We start from the raw sequence: 16017 nt of genomic DNA on the forward strand, positions 1-16017 counted from the left end.
ACCCTCCCTTTAGTATCAACTCCAAAGCCTATTCAACGTGCTGTAGGGGATAGCCCTTCCATCATCCAGCATCATGGTCAACCCGCTCCTACGGATACTCTAAAGTTCAATGAGTTCGCCTAGTTAGGGAGAAATTGATATCCCCTGTGCAACCTTGCTTACATAAGTCTGATGATTGCGTAGAACTGCTGACTGCCATCGCTGATTACCACCACTTCTTAAGTGGGTCATCAAAATGACTATCTCTCCTTGCCTTGTTCATTAACTCCCTTTTCTCTTGTTCATTCAAACTAACCAAATTATTTGAAACTATATTAAAAAACAGTTCAGGATGAAGAATGTAACTTGTTGAATCAAGAAATTCTTGATTTACACGAAGTGATAGGTACTCAAACCGCTCTACGAAGCGCTTGTAAACTGAGCCACTTTTATCGTTATTTTTTCTAGCTTTTTCCGCAAGAACCTCTATCTCTCGCGTCAAGAATGAGCCAACCAGTTCAGCCTGGGCAGGAGCATTTGCACACAATGTTTTAAATGAATCAACCCACCACCGCTTAAATGGAATAGAGGAAAATGCACAACTACCGCCAAGCCAGGGTGACCGATACCCAATCTCTAAATTTCGAGTCGCCTTGTTTGAAGACAAAGGGAAAAATTTTTCAATACTATCGAGTCGTGAGCTGAAACTGAAGCCTGCTGTCCCCTCTGCCTCATATACCTCACCAATGTTGTAGCTGCCAATATGGTGGTATAGAACCGTACCAAAGGGGGCGCTACGTTGGTCTTCTACTAACTGGTATAAAGCAAAAGACCTACAATCTCCCAGATCCCACCCAACCTTTAAATCTTCACACAGGCTAGCATTGGTAGAAAACGTACTATTGAATTCATTTATGATTTCGGAATACGTATCCATATGTCCCCTACCTTAACTCACGTAATTAGTTATCATAAGCCTGCCTTGACCTTGATGGTAACCTTGCACTGGTCATCCTTAATCCCATAACCAGTACATCCCCAAAAGTCACCATACTGACCATTACGGATCTTCATTGGTCGTCCGCACTCAGGGCATATTTTAATTTTGCAACCACAAAGAGAATTATTGCAAACACTCTCATTCCTTGTGTCAATTGAGGGTGAGTAGCATTTTTCACACACTCTAGCCTTTCCTACAGGACAGCCAAAACCGGTGCTACAAGCATAGAAATCACTATACGGCCCCTTGACCAACCTTAGATAGCCATCTGTACAGTATGGGCACTTGAACTTTTTTTTTGATTCCTCACTGAATGCTTTTGAAACAACATTTATCTTGTATTTTGGTGAGAGTAACTCCGTCACAAAATCAGATGGTGCTGTAGGATTGGCAATAATATAGACTTTCTTCCTTGCTCGGGTAATGCCTACATACAGGAGACGCCTTTCCTCAGAATGAGGATATGGGTCTAGAGATGGCAGCAGGGATTCAACTATAAGGTTGTCTTTGTTTTCATTAGGAAATCCCATCTTTCCTTGAAAGAAGCCGATTAAAATTACATAGTCTGCCTCTAACCCCTTAGATTTATGGAAACTCCAGAAGTTAACATTGCGCAAACTATTAGTCTGTTTTAATGCACTCTTAGCCTCATTTAAAAGATAGTTATAACGAGCAATAACGGCGATGCTTCCAGTCGTATCATTCTCTCTAATCTTTTGAACAACCTCAGCGACTCTTTTATTCAAACCTCCTTTTTCTGGGGATTTGTCATCAAGCAGATAAATCTGTGAATCTTCAACCACAGTATGCGTTTCTATATACTTTTTATACTGTTCAGGATTTTCCATAATGAACTGACCAGCAGTATCAGCAATGCTATTGTTATAGCGGAAGGTCTTTTGTAGTTTAGTGAGCGTGTAGCTACCAACGATTTCACCAAAGCGAGTTGTTAGCTCTAACTTTCCACCATTAAATCTATAAATTGACTGCCAATCATCACCAACGACAGTTAGTGATGGCTGTGCCCCATTTTTAATGATGGTCTGAATGAACTCCATTCGAGCTGTTGATATATCCTGGAACTCATCAACCAGTATGTATCGCCATTCAGGAATATATTTGCCAGCATTCACCTCCTGAATCGCTCTGATTATCATGTCATCAAAGTCAATTGCATTTTGTTCTCTGAGCTCACTTATATATGCATGATGAAGCAAATCCAAGATTTCTGAGAGCTTCTTGGAATGATGCACTCCAGTAGCATCGAACCTACTCTGTATGGATTCTTTCGTGAGGCGTTCAACTCGAATGGATTGGAGGGCTTTTGTCAAAAGTTCACCCCAGCCTGTGATATGACCCATATCACGCAGCTTGTTGAACAGCTCATCAGGAGATAATGGGTTAAGAATGACACTATTATCTAACAGCTTTTTCTTGAGGTTTTCCAGTAAGACACCCTCTATCCATTCATAATGGAATGTCTCAATTAAAACAGTTTCACATTCATTATGTAGCATTCTTTTATTATTAATGGACTGATTATAAGAAACACGATCTATATCCGGCCTAGTTCTTCCATTACGGTCTACACCAAAATGTTCAATGTAAAGTTCAGGTTCTATGATTTTAAAGTCTGGGCGATAGTCAAAACCAATATCGATGCGCCGTTTGGTCACATATGGAGACTCATACTTATACTCAACACCATTTTCATAAAGGAAATTTGCTATAAGGAGTTCCTGGTAACCCTTAACGAGATCACTGTTGAGGGTTCTGAATTCGTTGTCCCTGATATACGCTTCATATTCTGACTTTGACTTAAAATCAAAAGGGTTAACGGGTTCTGGGAACAAGTTTATAAAGTCATAAATTCTATCGATATCCGATGATAAATATTCTTCAAGCCATGAGGTGACCCATAGTTTTAGTTTTACGTCATCCTCAGTAAAAATAGATATGTTGGTATCAACGTTTGAATTACGTAGGATCATCCTGCCTAACGCATGGAAAGTAGCAATCTCTGGAGTCGATTCTAGCTCAATATTAGATTTCTTAGCTTTATCTTCGAGGCGTTCACGTAGTTCGTTTGCAGCGGCATTGTTATATGCAAGAACCAAGATCTCCGATGGCTTTGCTAATCCTCGGTCTATCAGATCGAGGGTTTTAGCAACCATGACAGATGTTTTTCCAGTACCAGCTGCTGCAAGCACCATATTCCTATCATTGGAACGTAATACGCCCAAACGCTGTTCATTAGTTAATGGATTTGATTCTACGACATCAAAGAACTCTTTTCTTTTTATAAGTTGATACTCTTCATGCTGCTCGCGTATGTAGTCAATATTAAGAGGATGATATGATATTAGATTTTTTACCTTCTCTATTAGTTCAGGATTTAAATATCTTTCCCATTGTTCGCACTGGGCCTGATAGTCGTGGCTTAATGAAGTACATATTTGAGCAAGATTGTTCACCCAAGAATCTCTTGGGTACTCGTCAAAAGCAAGACTATAAAACTCGGTAACTTTCTGCTCTATTGTTGTTGTAATATGCTTTGCTATTAAATTATTTAGCGACTCAACGAAGCTATCTGAATCAGTACATCTAATAAATTTTTGTTTTTTAGTCTTACATCCAATTTTATAGGTAAGTATCCCGCCTAGAAATTTTCTTTCAAAAGTTGCAAAACTCCTGAAATCGGGTGCAGAATCATTTTCTAAAATAGTATCTTTTTTTGAGGTTACTAAATTATCTCCCTGCACAACAATAGTATCTGAGCCAAGGATTTTCCCAATGAAATTAAATGATAGCTTGGCTATGTAATCATTCATTAACAACTCTCTAATTAATGCGTCATGCGACTTATTTACTTGCCCACAAGTTGTGGTGCCAAATGAGTGATATCGTAACAGATTACATGAGTGGTTTGGTCACAAACCTATGAGTAGAGAAAACTAGATGAGAGGGCGATCACACCGAGCTGCATGTTTGGGATTGTGATGTCAACTGGCTGCACACCTGGTGTTGTTTGACCTCAAGAGCATGTGACATTGCGTACAAGCCCCATGGGACTGGCAACAATGTAGCACTCCATGCGGCCACGTTGGCAACAAGCGGGAAAGCAGCGCGTATCCACGCGCCAGCATCATCGTTGAAGATACTGCGATTCCAGATAGTTAACTGATAAAGCCAATAGAAAAGATCTTGATGAGTCCTCTTTATTCATGGCATGATAGTGTCATGGGTACTTCTGCACCCAGTTAGCCGACCTAGGCGAAGGTGTGTGACCAGCAGAGTGAAAGAAAATTCAATTAACCCTATTCTTCTATAGGGCGTATGTCGGCTAGCGCATCTAAATTGATGAAGGACAGGCGTATCATGAAACACCAAAACGATCACATCAAATTCCCTTCTGGTAATACCGTTGAATTCTGCCGTAAAAAAGCCAAAAAGCTCGCCAAGGAAAAGGGAATAAAGCTAGCCCAAGCGTTAGACATCATGGCTGAACTTAATGGGATTTCTGGTGGGTGGCACAATGCCATGCAGCAGCTTAATAATAAGCTTCAGCCTTCTGCGGTAATATCACCTAAACTACCTGAGAAATTGGAAAAACTGTTTGAAAAGATTGGTGCAGCAATACCTAAGCAGCCTGATCATGTTGAGCAGCTGATTAAAGATGCTGCAATGCCTAAGTTGCCCGCTAATGTTGAGCAGCTGATTAAAGACGCGGCAATGCCTAAGCTGCCTGCTAATGTTGATCGGCTGATTAAAGACGCTGCAATGCCTAAGCTGCCTGCTAATGTTGAGCGGCTGATTAAAGACGCGGCAATGCCTAAGCTGCCTGCTAATGTTGAGCGGCTGATTAAAGACGCTGCAATGCCTAAGCTGCCTGCTAATGTTGAGCGGCTGATTAAAGACGCTGCAATGCCTAAGCTGCCTGCTAATGTTGAGCAGCTGATTAAAGATGCTGCAATGACTAAGTTGCCCGCGAATGTTGAGCGGCTGATTAAAGATGCTGCAATGCCTAAGTTGCCTGATCATGTTGAGCAAATTCTTAAAACTGTTGATGTACTTATTCCGCGTGAAATAAGGGAGTATCAAAAGACACTGAAGCAGTTTGAGGATGTAGTTAACAAGCCGCTCTCTGACTTGAGGAAATAAGGCTTCATGTAATAGAGTGTACAGATATAGTTATCACTTGACACCGGCTTCAAACCGGTGTCTTTTATGCTACTAGGTTAGTAATGATGTTTTTATAAGCCCACAGAAGATCGCTTCCTAGCAGCTCATATCACCTCTTAGCGCCTACTCTTGGCTCTTTGCATCCAACGTCTGTTTAACGCCTTTTCTTGCAGTCATCATATACACAGCAAATAACCCTGTGATACCAGTAACACCTGCCAGTACAAACAAAAAAGCTCCAGATGAATGGCTAAGTACAAATGCTCCTATGAATGGCGCTATAAGCATCGCGCTGTTCTGGATTGCTTGCAGCCGTCCAGCTGCAATCCCAAGGCTTGCTTGAAAATTTTCAGCCAGGTATACATTTGATGAGATCGCAAATCTAGAACTGAAAAGCCCTACAACAAAAAATACTATAGCCAATGATGCCAATTGCAATGTAAAAGGTTCATATAATATGGGGGCGATCAAAATAAACATACACATAGTAATAAAGGCAGGGAATAAGATCTCCTCAATTAGTCCTTTAAGAGAAGAAGACGTAGCATTACGAGCACTCCACAACCCATACAGAAAGTTTCCTATAGCAGATGAAGATACTAATACACCAAGGGCACTTTTATCTAACCCGTTATCTCTAAGTAAAATTGGGAGTTGATTGTTGACCATGAAAACGGCGATAAAAAATATTGCCATTACTATGGCATATGAATTCCAACTTTCATTACTCAATGTTGATGGCTTTGAGCTTGGTGAATTGTCCAGTCCATCTTTAACTGTTGTAGTCTTTATTGTCCAGAACACAATGCAGCCAGCAAGCGTTAATCCACCTGAAATCAACAATGCATATTCGTCACTCCCGAATGACGCGATTGCTCCACCAAGTGCAGGGCCAGTTATCTTTGCTGCACTATTCATCATATTTAGCAAGGAATAGTAGCGAGTTCTGTTTTCCGCTGGTACACAACGAGCACTGATAACTGATATAGCTGGTGTGGCTATGCTATTAAATAGAGATCTAATTACAGCTATTGCCACAAAGATATATAGGTTGCTTGCAGTTAATAGTGCAACAGTCAGCAACGCCCTTAGCACGAGACTCGTACGCAACCAATAAAGAACTTTACAGCCATTAACCAAATTACTAATAAATCCGGTAAATATGATACCTGGCAATAGCATACTTGCGCCGATAATTGCTATCTCCATGCTATCAACTTGAAATCGATACACACATATTGTCAGTATGGCTATATAGTCAATCCATCCCCCGAACACGACCAACCCATCACCCAGTAAAAGTAGCTTGAGACGGTTTGAAAATGAATGAGTTATTTTATCCAAAAGAATACTCCTGCAACTTCATCTGCAATTTGAAGTGGTTTTGAAATTCCATTTTTTTCTCTAAATTCATCAACCGCTAGCTTACATCCTGGTAGATTATAATCATCAATGATGATGAATCCACCATCGGATATTAGGTGATATACGTTATCTAGAACGTCTTTTGTTGAGCTATACCAATCCGCGTCAATTCTTACAACACTAAACTTAACATTAGCAGCTGATAATGATGGTAGTGTATCTTCAAACCAGCCTGGCATGAAAATTATGTTATCATCGAGTAATCCATAACGATTAAAATTTTCCTTTACATCATCAATGCTTGCTAAGCAGTCCAGGTTATATATCGGGAGTGCCTTAGAAAATCGATACCAGAAATGATTTGCAAAAATCCCATCCTGGGTACTGGGAACCGGTAGACCTGAAAAGGAATCTGCTACATAAACCTTACGAGATGAGTTTAGGCTTTTCAGAACTCCAGCCATGTAGATTGAAGTCCCCCCTCTCAAAACCCCACAATCTAATACATCGCCAACAATCTTTTTTTCATTTGTGATTGTTATGGCATCTCGTATATTATTCAATGCGTCAATGCTAACGTATGTATGAATATTTCTAGATCTCTTGGTGTACTGAAGGATTTGAGTCAAGTCTTCTGCGCTGATATTAAGATTGATACCATCGTTCATTAATAAGTCTAGAGTCTTCTTTATTTCGTCCACTTCATCAGGTGTTGCTTTTGGACTATCAGGCTCATAGATTTTGTTTGTTAGCACTTTACTTAATAAATCAAGATACACGAAAACGCCCCTTTAATGTTACTCTAAAATGAGAATGCCAACATTAGCCAACTCTTGACAGAGCAGAACTTTCGACTCTAGGTTTAGGTCGCCAGAGAGCTGACTTGGAGTAAAGCAAACTAATCCACTTGAGCAAATATAATCTATTTCACCCTGACAATAATCAGGAAGAGTTACATTCGAAGGCCTTGAAACAAGCGGTTTTCCTGGGCTGATTGTCGAACTAAAATATATTGATATAGAACCGTCACCAGTTCTAGCTTGTATATCAACACCTTGCCTTAGCCGTAGCTTTGTTGACTCAGTAATCGCATGTGATGCAGCAAGAGTTTCCAGGCGTCTATCGCAGGTCTCATGTTTGGTTGCGCTATATGCGATATCAAAGTCAGCTTTAATTACATCAAAAGGTACTTTCTTTAATCGATCTAAAAGTAGTTTTGTATTTTTATCAAGAAGATCTCGTTCAGTGAATGGATAAATATTCTGTCTGAGTTCAACTATGTGCTCAGACATTAGCCGTAGGTATCCTTCCAGTACTTCAAAAATTTTTATTGGTTGCAAACCAATAGCCATATGTAATGAGTGGCTATCTAAGCATCGTGCAGAATGTGGCGCTCCTGCTGGAATATATAATATATCTCCAGGTTCTAGAATAACCTCAATTGATGGAGCTCCAAGATCGACATCTTTAAAGTTCTGTTGAAGTGGAAGAGTTGGATTATCGATTACCTTGTCCCAAACATGCCAAACTTTACGCCCTTCTAGTTGGACAACAAAAACTTCTGTGGTATCAAAATGCGTATCAAGGCCTGGGAAGTTTGCGCCAGTAAGGAATGGTTTTGCGAAAACATATCCACCAAAAATGTCCTCAAGGCTTTTGCAGATCTTAGCGATGTCACTGTGACGATTATCAAGATCTTCTAGCTTAAGTGTCGCACCAGATTTGAACGCTTCAAGTACGAATTCTCGTTGTGTTGTTGCTTGACCATGATAGGTCGGTATCGTTATTGCCACCCCATCCTTAGTTATTCTAACTAAGTTATGTAGCATGCCCTCTCCAGCAATCAAATAGCGATCAAAGTCAGCCAGGGTGAACATATTGATGAGACTGCTCTCTGCTCTTTGGAAGAGTGGCTTTTTTTCGAAGTAATTATTAAAAAAACTTTCTTGGTCAATAGACCCTATAATTTTATGCAACATTCTATAATCCCCTATTAAAAAAGGATGGTGTATACACACCATCCTTTTTCATACGTTCATATTCAGAACAGTACGTGCTGAACATGTTTCAGTGCAGCCGCAGAAACGAATTTAATATCCTTTTTATTCAGAGTCATTTTTTATTTCCTTATGAAATGAAGGTTGATGAATACCAGGAGCGAAGGCTCCAAACGGCGATTTCAATTTAATGGCCGAGAAGTTAGATGTAAACACCTTCTAGCAGGAAGATGCACGAGTGTTGATTATTTGTAACAAGCGATAATCCGTAGGATGTTGAGTCGAGTAGTGATATTGACTGAGGAAAATGCATATTTGATATAGAAAATTCAAATTCTTTACCAACATTAAGGCAAAAATATTTTTTTGACCCTAAGTGATTACTTATCTGGGTAACAAAAATCAATTGACATCTATATGTGAAATGTGGGTTTCACTATAAATTAGATTAATAGACTTCTTTTACACGTCTTGCGATTACTCAGTGGTTTTAAATCTGGTAAATGAGCTTGGTTATAGTTGTTTTGAAATAAATCAAACATACAAGCTATGTTATGCTCAGTCTCCTGCTCTACATGTAACCTCTGCATTGGTAAGCAAAGGTACAGAAAGCAGTAGCTCGTAGCCTATGATGAACATGGTGATATCAGACCGACTTCAACTCAGACAAGAATAGAGTCAAGGACGCTCAAAGACATGTTCTGTTGAGAGTAGTAGGTCAGGAGTGAAACGCTAGAGCGACCCGTCATCACATAATGTGACCGTATCTGTGTGTATTGGGATCCCATGGGTTTGTAAAATCGTTCCGGTTGTGACAACCAGGGTCGGGTAGCAGGGGGGGGTAAGGATGGCGTTACAGTAACGCCGTATGCGATCTGTTCATGTGTAGCGAATGCTAGCAGAGAAGTGCTTGCATAGGTAAAACAATCATTTTTTAAAAGCACGTTTTTTATTTCCACCCTACAGGGCGAATATAACCACACCTAACTGAGGTTATGTTGCTGTTTTCTGTTTATAGACATATAACTTACTACTAAGTGATGAAGCGTTGATGTCTTAAGCCAAGTTAATGAATTTTAATTTATCAGAGCTCTTTAAATTCCATTGATTTAATAAAAACAATTTGTAGGGGTAGTAAAAACTGGTTTCTCTTCGCTGCGCAGCAGCGGAATGTTGAAACGGAAAAATTTATTTATAGCTCTCATAATTAGTAAATGGACAGTTTACCGAACTTTTCAAGTGGGGTGGATGTGAAAAATTTTGAAAATCATTCTGTTTGGTTTAAGTTTGACCAACTGAGCTGGTTTTATCCTCACAGCCCCCCTGATTTATTGCTTATATGCAAACCCCATGCTGAATTCGTCCCACAAGATCGATAACTGCCTGAACTCCCATCTGTGTAGTCAACAACGTGGCTGGAGCCACGCCACCAAGGCCCCTAGCTGGACGGTGTAACCATGACAATGCCCTGAGGGCATCGTCTTCCTGAAGGGACAGAGCGGCATCGAGGGCGAGCACTACTCCATACACCCTGGCTCCTTGTGATATTGATAGCGCGGTATCTGCTTTGAGCCTGCGAGTCACAGTGCTCCGGCTAATACCAGTTAGCTTACATATCACACCCACATCAGTTTCAACCAGCGCAGCTAGCTGATGAATGATGTCCGCAGGAACTCCAGCCACAATCCACAGATGAACGTTCAATGCTTCACGAGGAACATCCAAGGATTCAAGGCGTGTTGTTCTACGAAGCGGGTGATGGACTGCATCGGGTGTCATGTTACATACCTCTGTCTGCATGTGCTCTTTATCATGCCCTATCTCAACCCACCCTGTCGTGCCCAGTGTTCAACAAATTTTGCACATGTTGCAGGGGCGACTCTGTTAGTTTCCAACCAACTAGGTTTGTGTCTTGATTTATTGATGGACATCATGATTAACCCCGAGCAATATTCTGTAGTTTAGAGGAGTTGATTAGGGATAGGATAAATGCCTATTTATACAAGTGTTTTAAAGTTGGATAAACCAATTGGAACACCACCCCATCCAGTAGAGGTGAGCGTCTATTCCAGCCCGTATGGTGGCTACATCAGAGTCAGTGAAATGGATGTTCATAATGAGAATGCTGCCGCATTCACATCCGCTTTAATGTCCGCAGATGAGTGTCGTGCCCTTGCTCGGTCACTAGACGCGATGGCTTCCGTTCTTGAACAATCGGAAAAAAAATGGTGATATGTCCTAGCACCGAGGAGAGTCGATGACTGAGCTGATCTGTACTGAGCCTGGCATAGGTATTGAGCTTGGGACTACTTTTCAGGTTCTATCGGAGAACGGCTCTGAATGGGAAATCCTGTTGGGTAATGAATACCGAAGGGTCAACAAACGCAGCGGGCGCGTTACAGGTTGGAAAACACCTCCAAAATTTGAGTGCAAAGACATCCAAAAATAACAAATGAGAGTTCAATGCTGGTTATGCCAGTGATAAATAGCCAGCCCAGGTTACTCCCAGATCAAAAGCAGAAAATTATAGTTTTCATAAAGCCTTAAATAAGGGGCTCAGCATGCTCGTAAAAGAAATTGTGCCAACAGAACAGGTCGTTGACATTCTCTGTGATGTCTGTGGTCGTAGTACAAAAACGAATTTTGGAACCAACCAATACGGCTCGTTATCGGCGGATTTTGGCTATGGTTCCCGTCACGATGGTGAACGTTACAAGGTGCATCTGTGTGAAATGTGTTTTTTCGGTATACTCGCAACAATGAGGGAGATGCATCGCGGGGAACATATGTTTGACGATGACTATGAGGCTGCAAACCCAGACACATTTGGGCGTGATTATTCTAATAGGGAGATAATCTGAATAGTATGCCCCCATATTCGAGTTTGTGTGGAGAGAACTATTTCCTATCATCGACTCATTCTGTGAGCCAATGATATTGTCCAATCGGCTCATTTCGTGAGCCGATCAAGATCGTTCATCGGCTCATCTGGTGAGGTGGTCTCAACGCTCACTACCACCTAGATTAAGTTTTTGGCTACACAGTTTCATAGAAGATTGGAGCCAGGCCACTAAGCAGATCCAAACGCGATTTCGCTCACGTCTTTTTGAATAATGCTATTTATCTAATCGTCTTGGTGCCAAAAATAGTGGAGCTGATGCTGGGATTAAGAGATAATTTTCCTGATATAAAAATGTGATACATGAGGCTATCAATGAACGAATTTCTGAAAATCCTGCTGAATATCCGTAGCCTTCGTGCCGCATTGCGCGAGTTGTCTTTCGAGCAATTGGTCGAAGTTAAAGAGAAATTGGATGAAGTTTTTGCTGAGCGTGAGCAACAAGAAAACAAAATCAAGGCCGAGTCCGCTGAACGCCTGCAAAAGCTGGCTGAGTTCACCGAAATGCTGAAAACAGCAGGCATCGATCCGAGTGAGCTGGTTGGTGCAACGGCTCCAGCGAAAGCTGATGGTTCAGCTAAAGCGAAACGCGCTCCTCGTCCTGCAAAATACAAATACGCCGAGGATGGCCAGGAGAAGACCTGGACTGGTCAAGGTCGCATGCCCAAGGCTATCGCGGAAGCGGTGGCTAATGGTCGAGCATTGGAAGAATTTTTGATTTAGTGCTGAGAGCCCATGCCAGCTCGGCGTGGGCCTTTAATTCTGTTTTTAGTAGGAGCACCGTATGGGGAGGACATTGGAGGATATGATTTCATCCGAATCACCCGAGGTTGTCCAGAGAGCCAAGGCTCTTGCCGAAGAGCAAATGGTACGTCTCAGTGTGACCAAACTGCTTTCAAATCTCGGGCCTGGTGATGTTCCTGAAATTGCTCCCGATGTTCTCGATAGTTTGTTGTCGCTCAAAAGGTCAGTGGAGAGCCAAGACTGTCGGCTGAGTTTATTTGTCCATATGCCAGATGGTACGCATCATGGCGTCAATATTTAATTTTTCATAATCCAACATGGATTAAATGGTTTCATACAGACAGCATCTTACGAAGCAATCCGAGCTATTGCTTCTGAATCTATCTAACAGAATGTGTCATTATTCCTAGACAGACATAGAGGTGTAGCTGGTCTGACGAAGAGCATCAATAGTCGCTGACTCCATCGACACAACAGACATAACACTAACAGCAATGCTGTTAATAATTTCCTCTCTTGGGCCATTGCGCCAAATATCGCTTTGGTAAAAGGCATCAAGAGATTTTTCCCTATGCTCAGGGTTATCAAAGGCTCGAATCAAAACATAGCTGTCTGGATCATGTTGCGACTGACCATAAGTGACTACATCAATTCCTGCGGCCTGATGCAAAGGAACGCTGACACTTCGCATGATCTGATGAAATTCATTACCTGTACTTGGCTGTAAAGTGTACTGGAGAAACTCGACCGTTCTCATTAAAGATCCTTCATATCAACTTAAATAGATACGGATACTGTACATGAGGTTTCTCAAAAATACATTAAAAGGTGAGATGCCCGTAACTAGATTTATCGCGGGGATTTCCGCAGCTTGCGCTGCATGGGGCCACACCCAAGAGAATGCCATCTTATCTGCTCATTCATATGCCTGACGGCACTCATCATGGCGTCAAAATTTAATTTATGTGCTTTATTAGTTCGTCAATAGAGGCTCTAATCCACCAAATTAAAACAACTCCCGCAGGGAGAGTCCAAACAATTTAACAGATAGAGTCTTTTCAGACTCCCATCGTGAAGCCAATATCTCCCCAGCGGATCTGATAGCGTGTACTGCGTCCGCCACCAGGTAATTTCTCAATGCACCCCCTATCCAGCAATTGCGCAAGATGGCGTGTGGCCGTGGGCTTACTGACTCCGGCGACTTTTTGATATTGACTGGCACTGATGCCATTTTCAAAACCCTGTTCGCCGCCATCCAGTAGGCGGTTAATCACTTTGGTTTGCTCTGGGCTCAGGCCGTCATGACAGTGCCGCTGCCAGAAAGATGCCGTGGCAAGGCTACGGGCGATACTTTGTAATGCCAGCTCTATGGAGAAATCCAGTGTGTCGAGAAACCAACAGATCCAGGAGGTAATATCCAACGAGCCCTTCTGCGCTGACTCAAGCGCTCGATAGTAGTCACCCCGCAGCTCTAGAATAGCAACTGGCATGGCATACAGCCGCATGCTGTGGCTGTCAGCCTGTGACAGCGCGAGATCGGTCAGTGCCCGCGCTAACCGCCCATTGCCATCATCAACGGGGTGCAGGGTCAGAAACCAGAGATGGCAAATCGCCGCACGAAGAAGGGGATCTATCGTGGGATCATGCCGAGTCTGGTTAAACCAGAGGGTGAAATCGGCCAGTTGATCGTCCAGAGTTGCTCTGGGCGGTGCCTCAAAATGCACGATGGGGCGATCAACACGCCCAGAGACAACCTGCATCGGCTCATCTCCTCGCAACTGTCCTACATTCACTGGCTGCACCGACCATTCGTTGACGGGGAACAGCCAACGATGCCATTGGTAAAGGCGTTCTATACTCAGTGGTTGTTCATGATTGTCGATGGCATCCAACATCATGGCCGCGAGCCCCTCTGAGCGCTCTGATACTGGATATGACTGAGTTTGTGGCCCACCTAACCGCCGAGCAAGGGAGGAACGCACAGATTGGGCATTGAGGCGTTCGCCTTCGATAGCGGATGAGGAGATGATGTTAGCCAGTAACGTATCTAACGCTTGGTCGGAGTTCCCCAACCTGGAATGACGACCGATTAGAATTCCCTGCCTGCGTTGAACGTGCCGTAATCTGGGCAATATCTCGCTATCCTGCCAACGAAAATGGGGCCAATCTGCTTGTTGCCAAATCCACAATGGTTCCATTATTTCCTCATCCAACATGCTAGGGTCTCAATAATGAGCCGACCCAGCCCATCATTCGGCTCAATGTTTGAGCCGAATATAACACATGCAGCAGAACAGCAGAGCTGGTAATGAGGATGGAGATACAGGCTGAAAATCTCAGACCGGAGCTAATGAAAAACTGGATGTATTGCTGCTGTGTGGCGCTACAGCAACCAGTGGATAGAAAAGGCGGGAACTCATTTCCGTTTCGAACAGATCTTGTGAGCTTGCAGCTTACGCTGCATGAAGCCACACCCAAGAAAATGCCATTCGGTCTACTCATTCATATGCCTGACGTTACTCACTAATATTGGGATGCCAGTCTAAGCCACCAGAAGAGAAGGATCGAACCACCGAGTAGATTGCCTGCCAAATATTTCCAAGAGCGATCTGACAAGAACAAAATCGCCCCCAGTATCGTTATCAAACCCCAGAGATAGGGCATGAGCAGTACATATAGGCCAGTCAGTGAGTATTCATCGTTAAACCAGTCATAGACAGGCTGAATGAACAGGATCGATGCATTCAAGAGGTGATAGAGCATGAAAAACACGAATACCCATGTTCTCTCTGTCTTCACTGCTGCGCTCACTTTAGTTCCCCTTGGAATGGATAGCTGAGTTCAATGACGGTCAAAAATGGCTTGTAGGCAAAGCGCTTGTAGTGTTGAAGAACAAACCAGCTTCTGAAACCGGACGCCAGGCCGTAGAACTTGACTCTTCCGGTCGTGGGGTCAGGGCCAATGTCAGGATAATCGAGACCGAAGTGGTCATATAGCGTTACTTTGATCGTCCCTTTGTAGAAGTCGCCAAATTTTTCATATGTCGCGATTTCCGCCTTGCCTGCCCAGACATCGTTCACCGCAATTGTGAGGCCCTGCACCTTATCCGCCGCAGAGTTGAAGATGGGTAACCGAAAGCCGGAGGTCTTGCTGTATTGCTGCATCAAGTCACTCAGAACAAGCTTGTTCACATCACCATCAAGTTCGGCCAGCTTTGCCTTCACTTCCTTGATAAGGGTATCTGAGAACTTGATCGTGGTCGGGTGAGCTCGCGCTGCTCTCGTCAATGCTTGGTTCCGGTATTCACCCCCCTCAGATTTTTCGAATTTGGCGATCATGGCCAGAATGTTCATCTTCAAGTCGCCAGTCGCAAACAATGTGGCCATGTTGCGGAAGCTACTAAAGAACACCTTGGGGTCAGTCTTTTCGAGATCACCAATAAAGCCGTCATCTCCCATCTTCCCTACGAACATGGGGATAGCCTTGATCTGCTCTGCCGTCATTTTGCCGTAGGTCATATCTTCGGCGGGGTTGCCATCAACGTTCTTACCTGGCTCACGCTTCGACTTGTAGATGAGCACTGGCACACGATAGGTTGTGGCTGACGTTGTATCGGTTTTTGGCTTGAGAGCAGGAGGAATGGTTTCTGCCTTCGGGCGCTCTTTCTCTGCCGAACCGAACCACATTGTCGGCTTGGCCTGGGCATATGCCGACTTGATGGCCTGCTCAAACCTAGGCGTCCCCCTCACCGAGATTTGGTCTCCCTGGATAGTACAGCACGCAAACACATCAGATTGCATCCCCAATACGACCTTTGAACCGTCATCAAGGCTTCCAGCCACAGGGCCTAG

At 43.1% G+C, this 16017-nt stretch carries 15 protein-coding genes and 1 pseudogene; 6 read left to right on the top strand and 10 right to left on the bottom strand.

The window, feature by feature from the left end; genetic code table 11:
• Positions 1-205: 205 nt before the first annotated feature.
• Both VF684_RS04165 and VF684_RS04170 read right to left on the bottom strand, forming a co-directional pair.
• The gene (locus VF684_RS04165; RefSeq protein ID WP_124813057.1) at positions 206-916 is read right to left on the bottom strand and encodes a hypothetical protein; all 711 of its coding nucleotides are present in this window, start codon (positions 914-916) and stop codon (positions 206-208) included.
• Positions 917-948: 32 nt separating this feature from the next.
• The gene (locus tag VF684_RS04170; RefSeq protein WP_053288696.1) at positions 949-3810 is read right to left on the bottom strand and encodes a UvrD-helicase domain-containing protein; all 2862 of its coding nucleotides are present in this window, start codon (positions 3808-3810) and stop codon (positions 949-951) included.
• Between the two features lie 547 nt (positions 3811-4357).
• Here VF684_RS04170 and VF684_RS04175 point away from each other — a divergent pair.
• Positions 4358-5140 (top strand): hypothetical protein, encoded by a 783-nt coding sequence (locus VF684_RS04175; protein WP_124812705.1) that lies wholly within the window; start codon positions 4358-4360, stop codon positions 5138-5140.
• Positions 5141-5284: 144 nt separating this feature from the next.
• Here VF684_RS04175 and VF684_RS04180 read toward each other — a convergent pair whose 3' ends face one another.
• The 4 genes from VF684_RS04180 to VF684_RS04195 form a co-directional block, all read right to left on the bottom strand.
• Positions 5285-6505: an MFS transporter gene (locus VF684_RS04180; RefSeq protein WP_069785450.1), complete on the bottom strand. Its 1221-nt coding sequence runs from the start codon at positions 6503-6505 to the stop codon at positions 5285-5287.
• The gene (locus VF684_RS04185; RefSeq protein ID WP_053288697.1) at positions 6493-7305 is read right to left on the bottom strand and encodes a TylF/MycF/NovP-related O-methyltransferase; all 813 of its coding nucleotides are present in this window, start codon (positions 7303-7305) and stop codon (positions 6493-6495) included. The genes VF684_RS04180 and VF684_RS04185 overlap by 13 nt, the downstream gene beginning before the upstream one ends.
• An 18-nt stretch (positions 7306-7323) precedes the next feature.
• On the bottom strand, positions 7324-8505 hold the full coding sequence (locus VF684_RS04190) for a JmjC domain-containing protein (protein WP_158657420.1): 1182 nt from the start codon (positions 8503-8505) through the stop codon (positions 7324-7326).
• Between the two features lie 1353 nt (positions 8506-9858).
• The gene (locus VF684_RS04195) at positions 9859-10323 is read right to left on the bottom strand and encodes an antitoxin Xre/MbcA/ParS toxin-binding domain-containing protein (protein ID WP_307773842.1); all 465 of its coding nucleotides are present in this window, start codon (positions 10321-10323) and stop codon (positions 9859-9861) included.
• Between the two features lie 189 nt (positions 10324-10512).
• Between VF684_RS04195 and VF684_RS04200 the strand changes: the two genes are divergently transcribed.
• From VF684_RS04200 to VF684_RS04220, 5 genes are all read left to right on the top strand, one after another.
• Positions 10513-10755 (top strand): hypothetical protein, encoded by a 243-nt coding sequence (locus VF684_RS04200; protein ID WP_152952589.1) that lies wholly within the window; start codon positions 10513-10515, stop codon positions 10753-10755.
• Between the two features lie 25 nt (positions 10756-10780).
• Positions 10781-10972, top strand: coding sequence for a hypothetical protein (locus VF684_RS04205; protein WP_042010605.1), 192 nt, complete (start codon positions 10781-10783; stop codon positions 10970-10972).
• A gap of 112 nt (positions 10973-11084) precedes the next feature.
• Positions 11085-11384, top strand: coding sequence for a hypothetical protein (locus VF684_RS04210; RefSeq protein WP_053288698.1), 300 nt, complete (start codon positions 11085-11087; stop codon positions 11382-11384).
• 353 nt (positions 11385-11737) lie between these two features.
• Complete coding sequence (locus VF684_RS04215; RefSeq protein WP_005361923.1) at positions 11738-12145, top strand: H-NS family histone-like protein; 408 nt, start codon at positions 11738-11740, stop codon at positions 12143-12145.
• Positions 12146-12227: 82 nt separating this feature from the next.
• Complete coding sequence (locus VF684_RS04220; RefSeq protein ID WP_223920585.1) at positions 12228-12467, top strand: hypothetical protein; 240 nt, start codon at positions 12228-12230, stop codon at positions 12465-12467.
• A 105-nt stretch (positions 12468-12572) separates the two neighbouring features.
• On the opposite strand, the gene VF684_RS04225 is transcribed toward VF684_RS04220, so the two are convergent.
• From VF684_RS04225 to VF684_RS04240, 4 genes and pseudogenes are all read right to left on the bottom strand, one after another.
• Positions 12573-12923: an NIPSNAP family protein gene (locus tag VF684_RS04225; protein WP_080741060.1), complete on the bottom strand. Its 351-nt coding sequence runs from the start codon at positions 12921-12923 to the stop codon at positions 12573-12575.
• Between the two features lie 301 nt (positions 12924-13224).
• Entirely contained in the window at positions 13225-14064 is an 840-nt protein-coding gene (locus VF684_RS04230; protein ID WP_223924754.1) for a Fic family protein, read from the bottom strand.
• A 66-nt stretch (positions 14065-14130) separates the two neighbouring features.
• A pseudogene (locus tag VF684_RS04235) lies at positions 14131-14382 on the bottom strand (DUF4172 domain-containing protein); the annotation flags it as partial.
• A gap of 591 nt (positions 14383-14973) precedes the next feature.
• A partial coding sequence (locus VF684_RS04240; RefSeq protein WP_440173825.1) for a DUF3289 family protein occupies positions 14974-16017 on the bottom strand: 1044 nt, incomplete at its 5' end.

Origin of the sequence: Aeromonas sp. Lyrl_2 (genome assembly GCF_051948815.1) — a bacterium.
Classification (GTDB): domain Bacteria; phylum Pseudomonadota; class Gammaproteobacteria; order Enterobacterales; family Aeromonadaceae; genus Aeromonas; species Aeromonas veronii.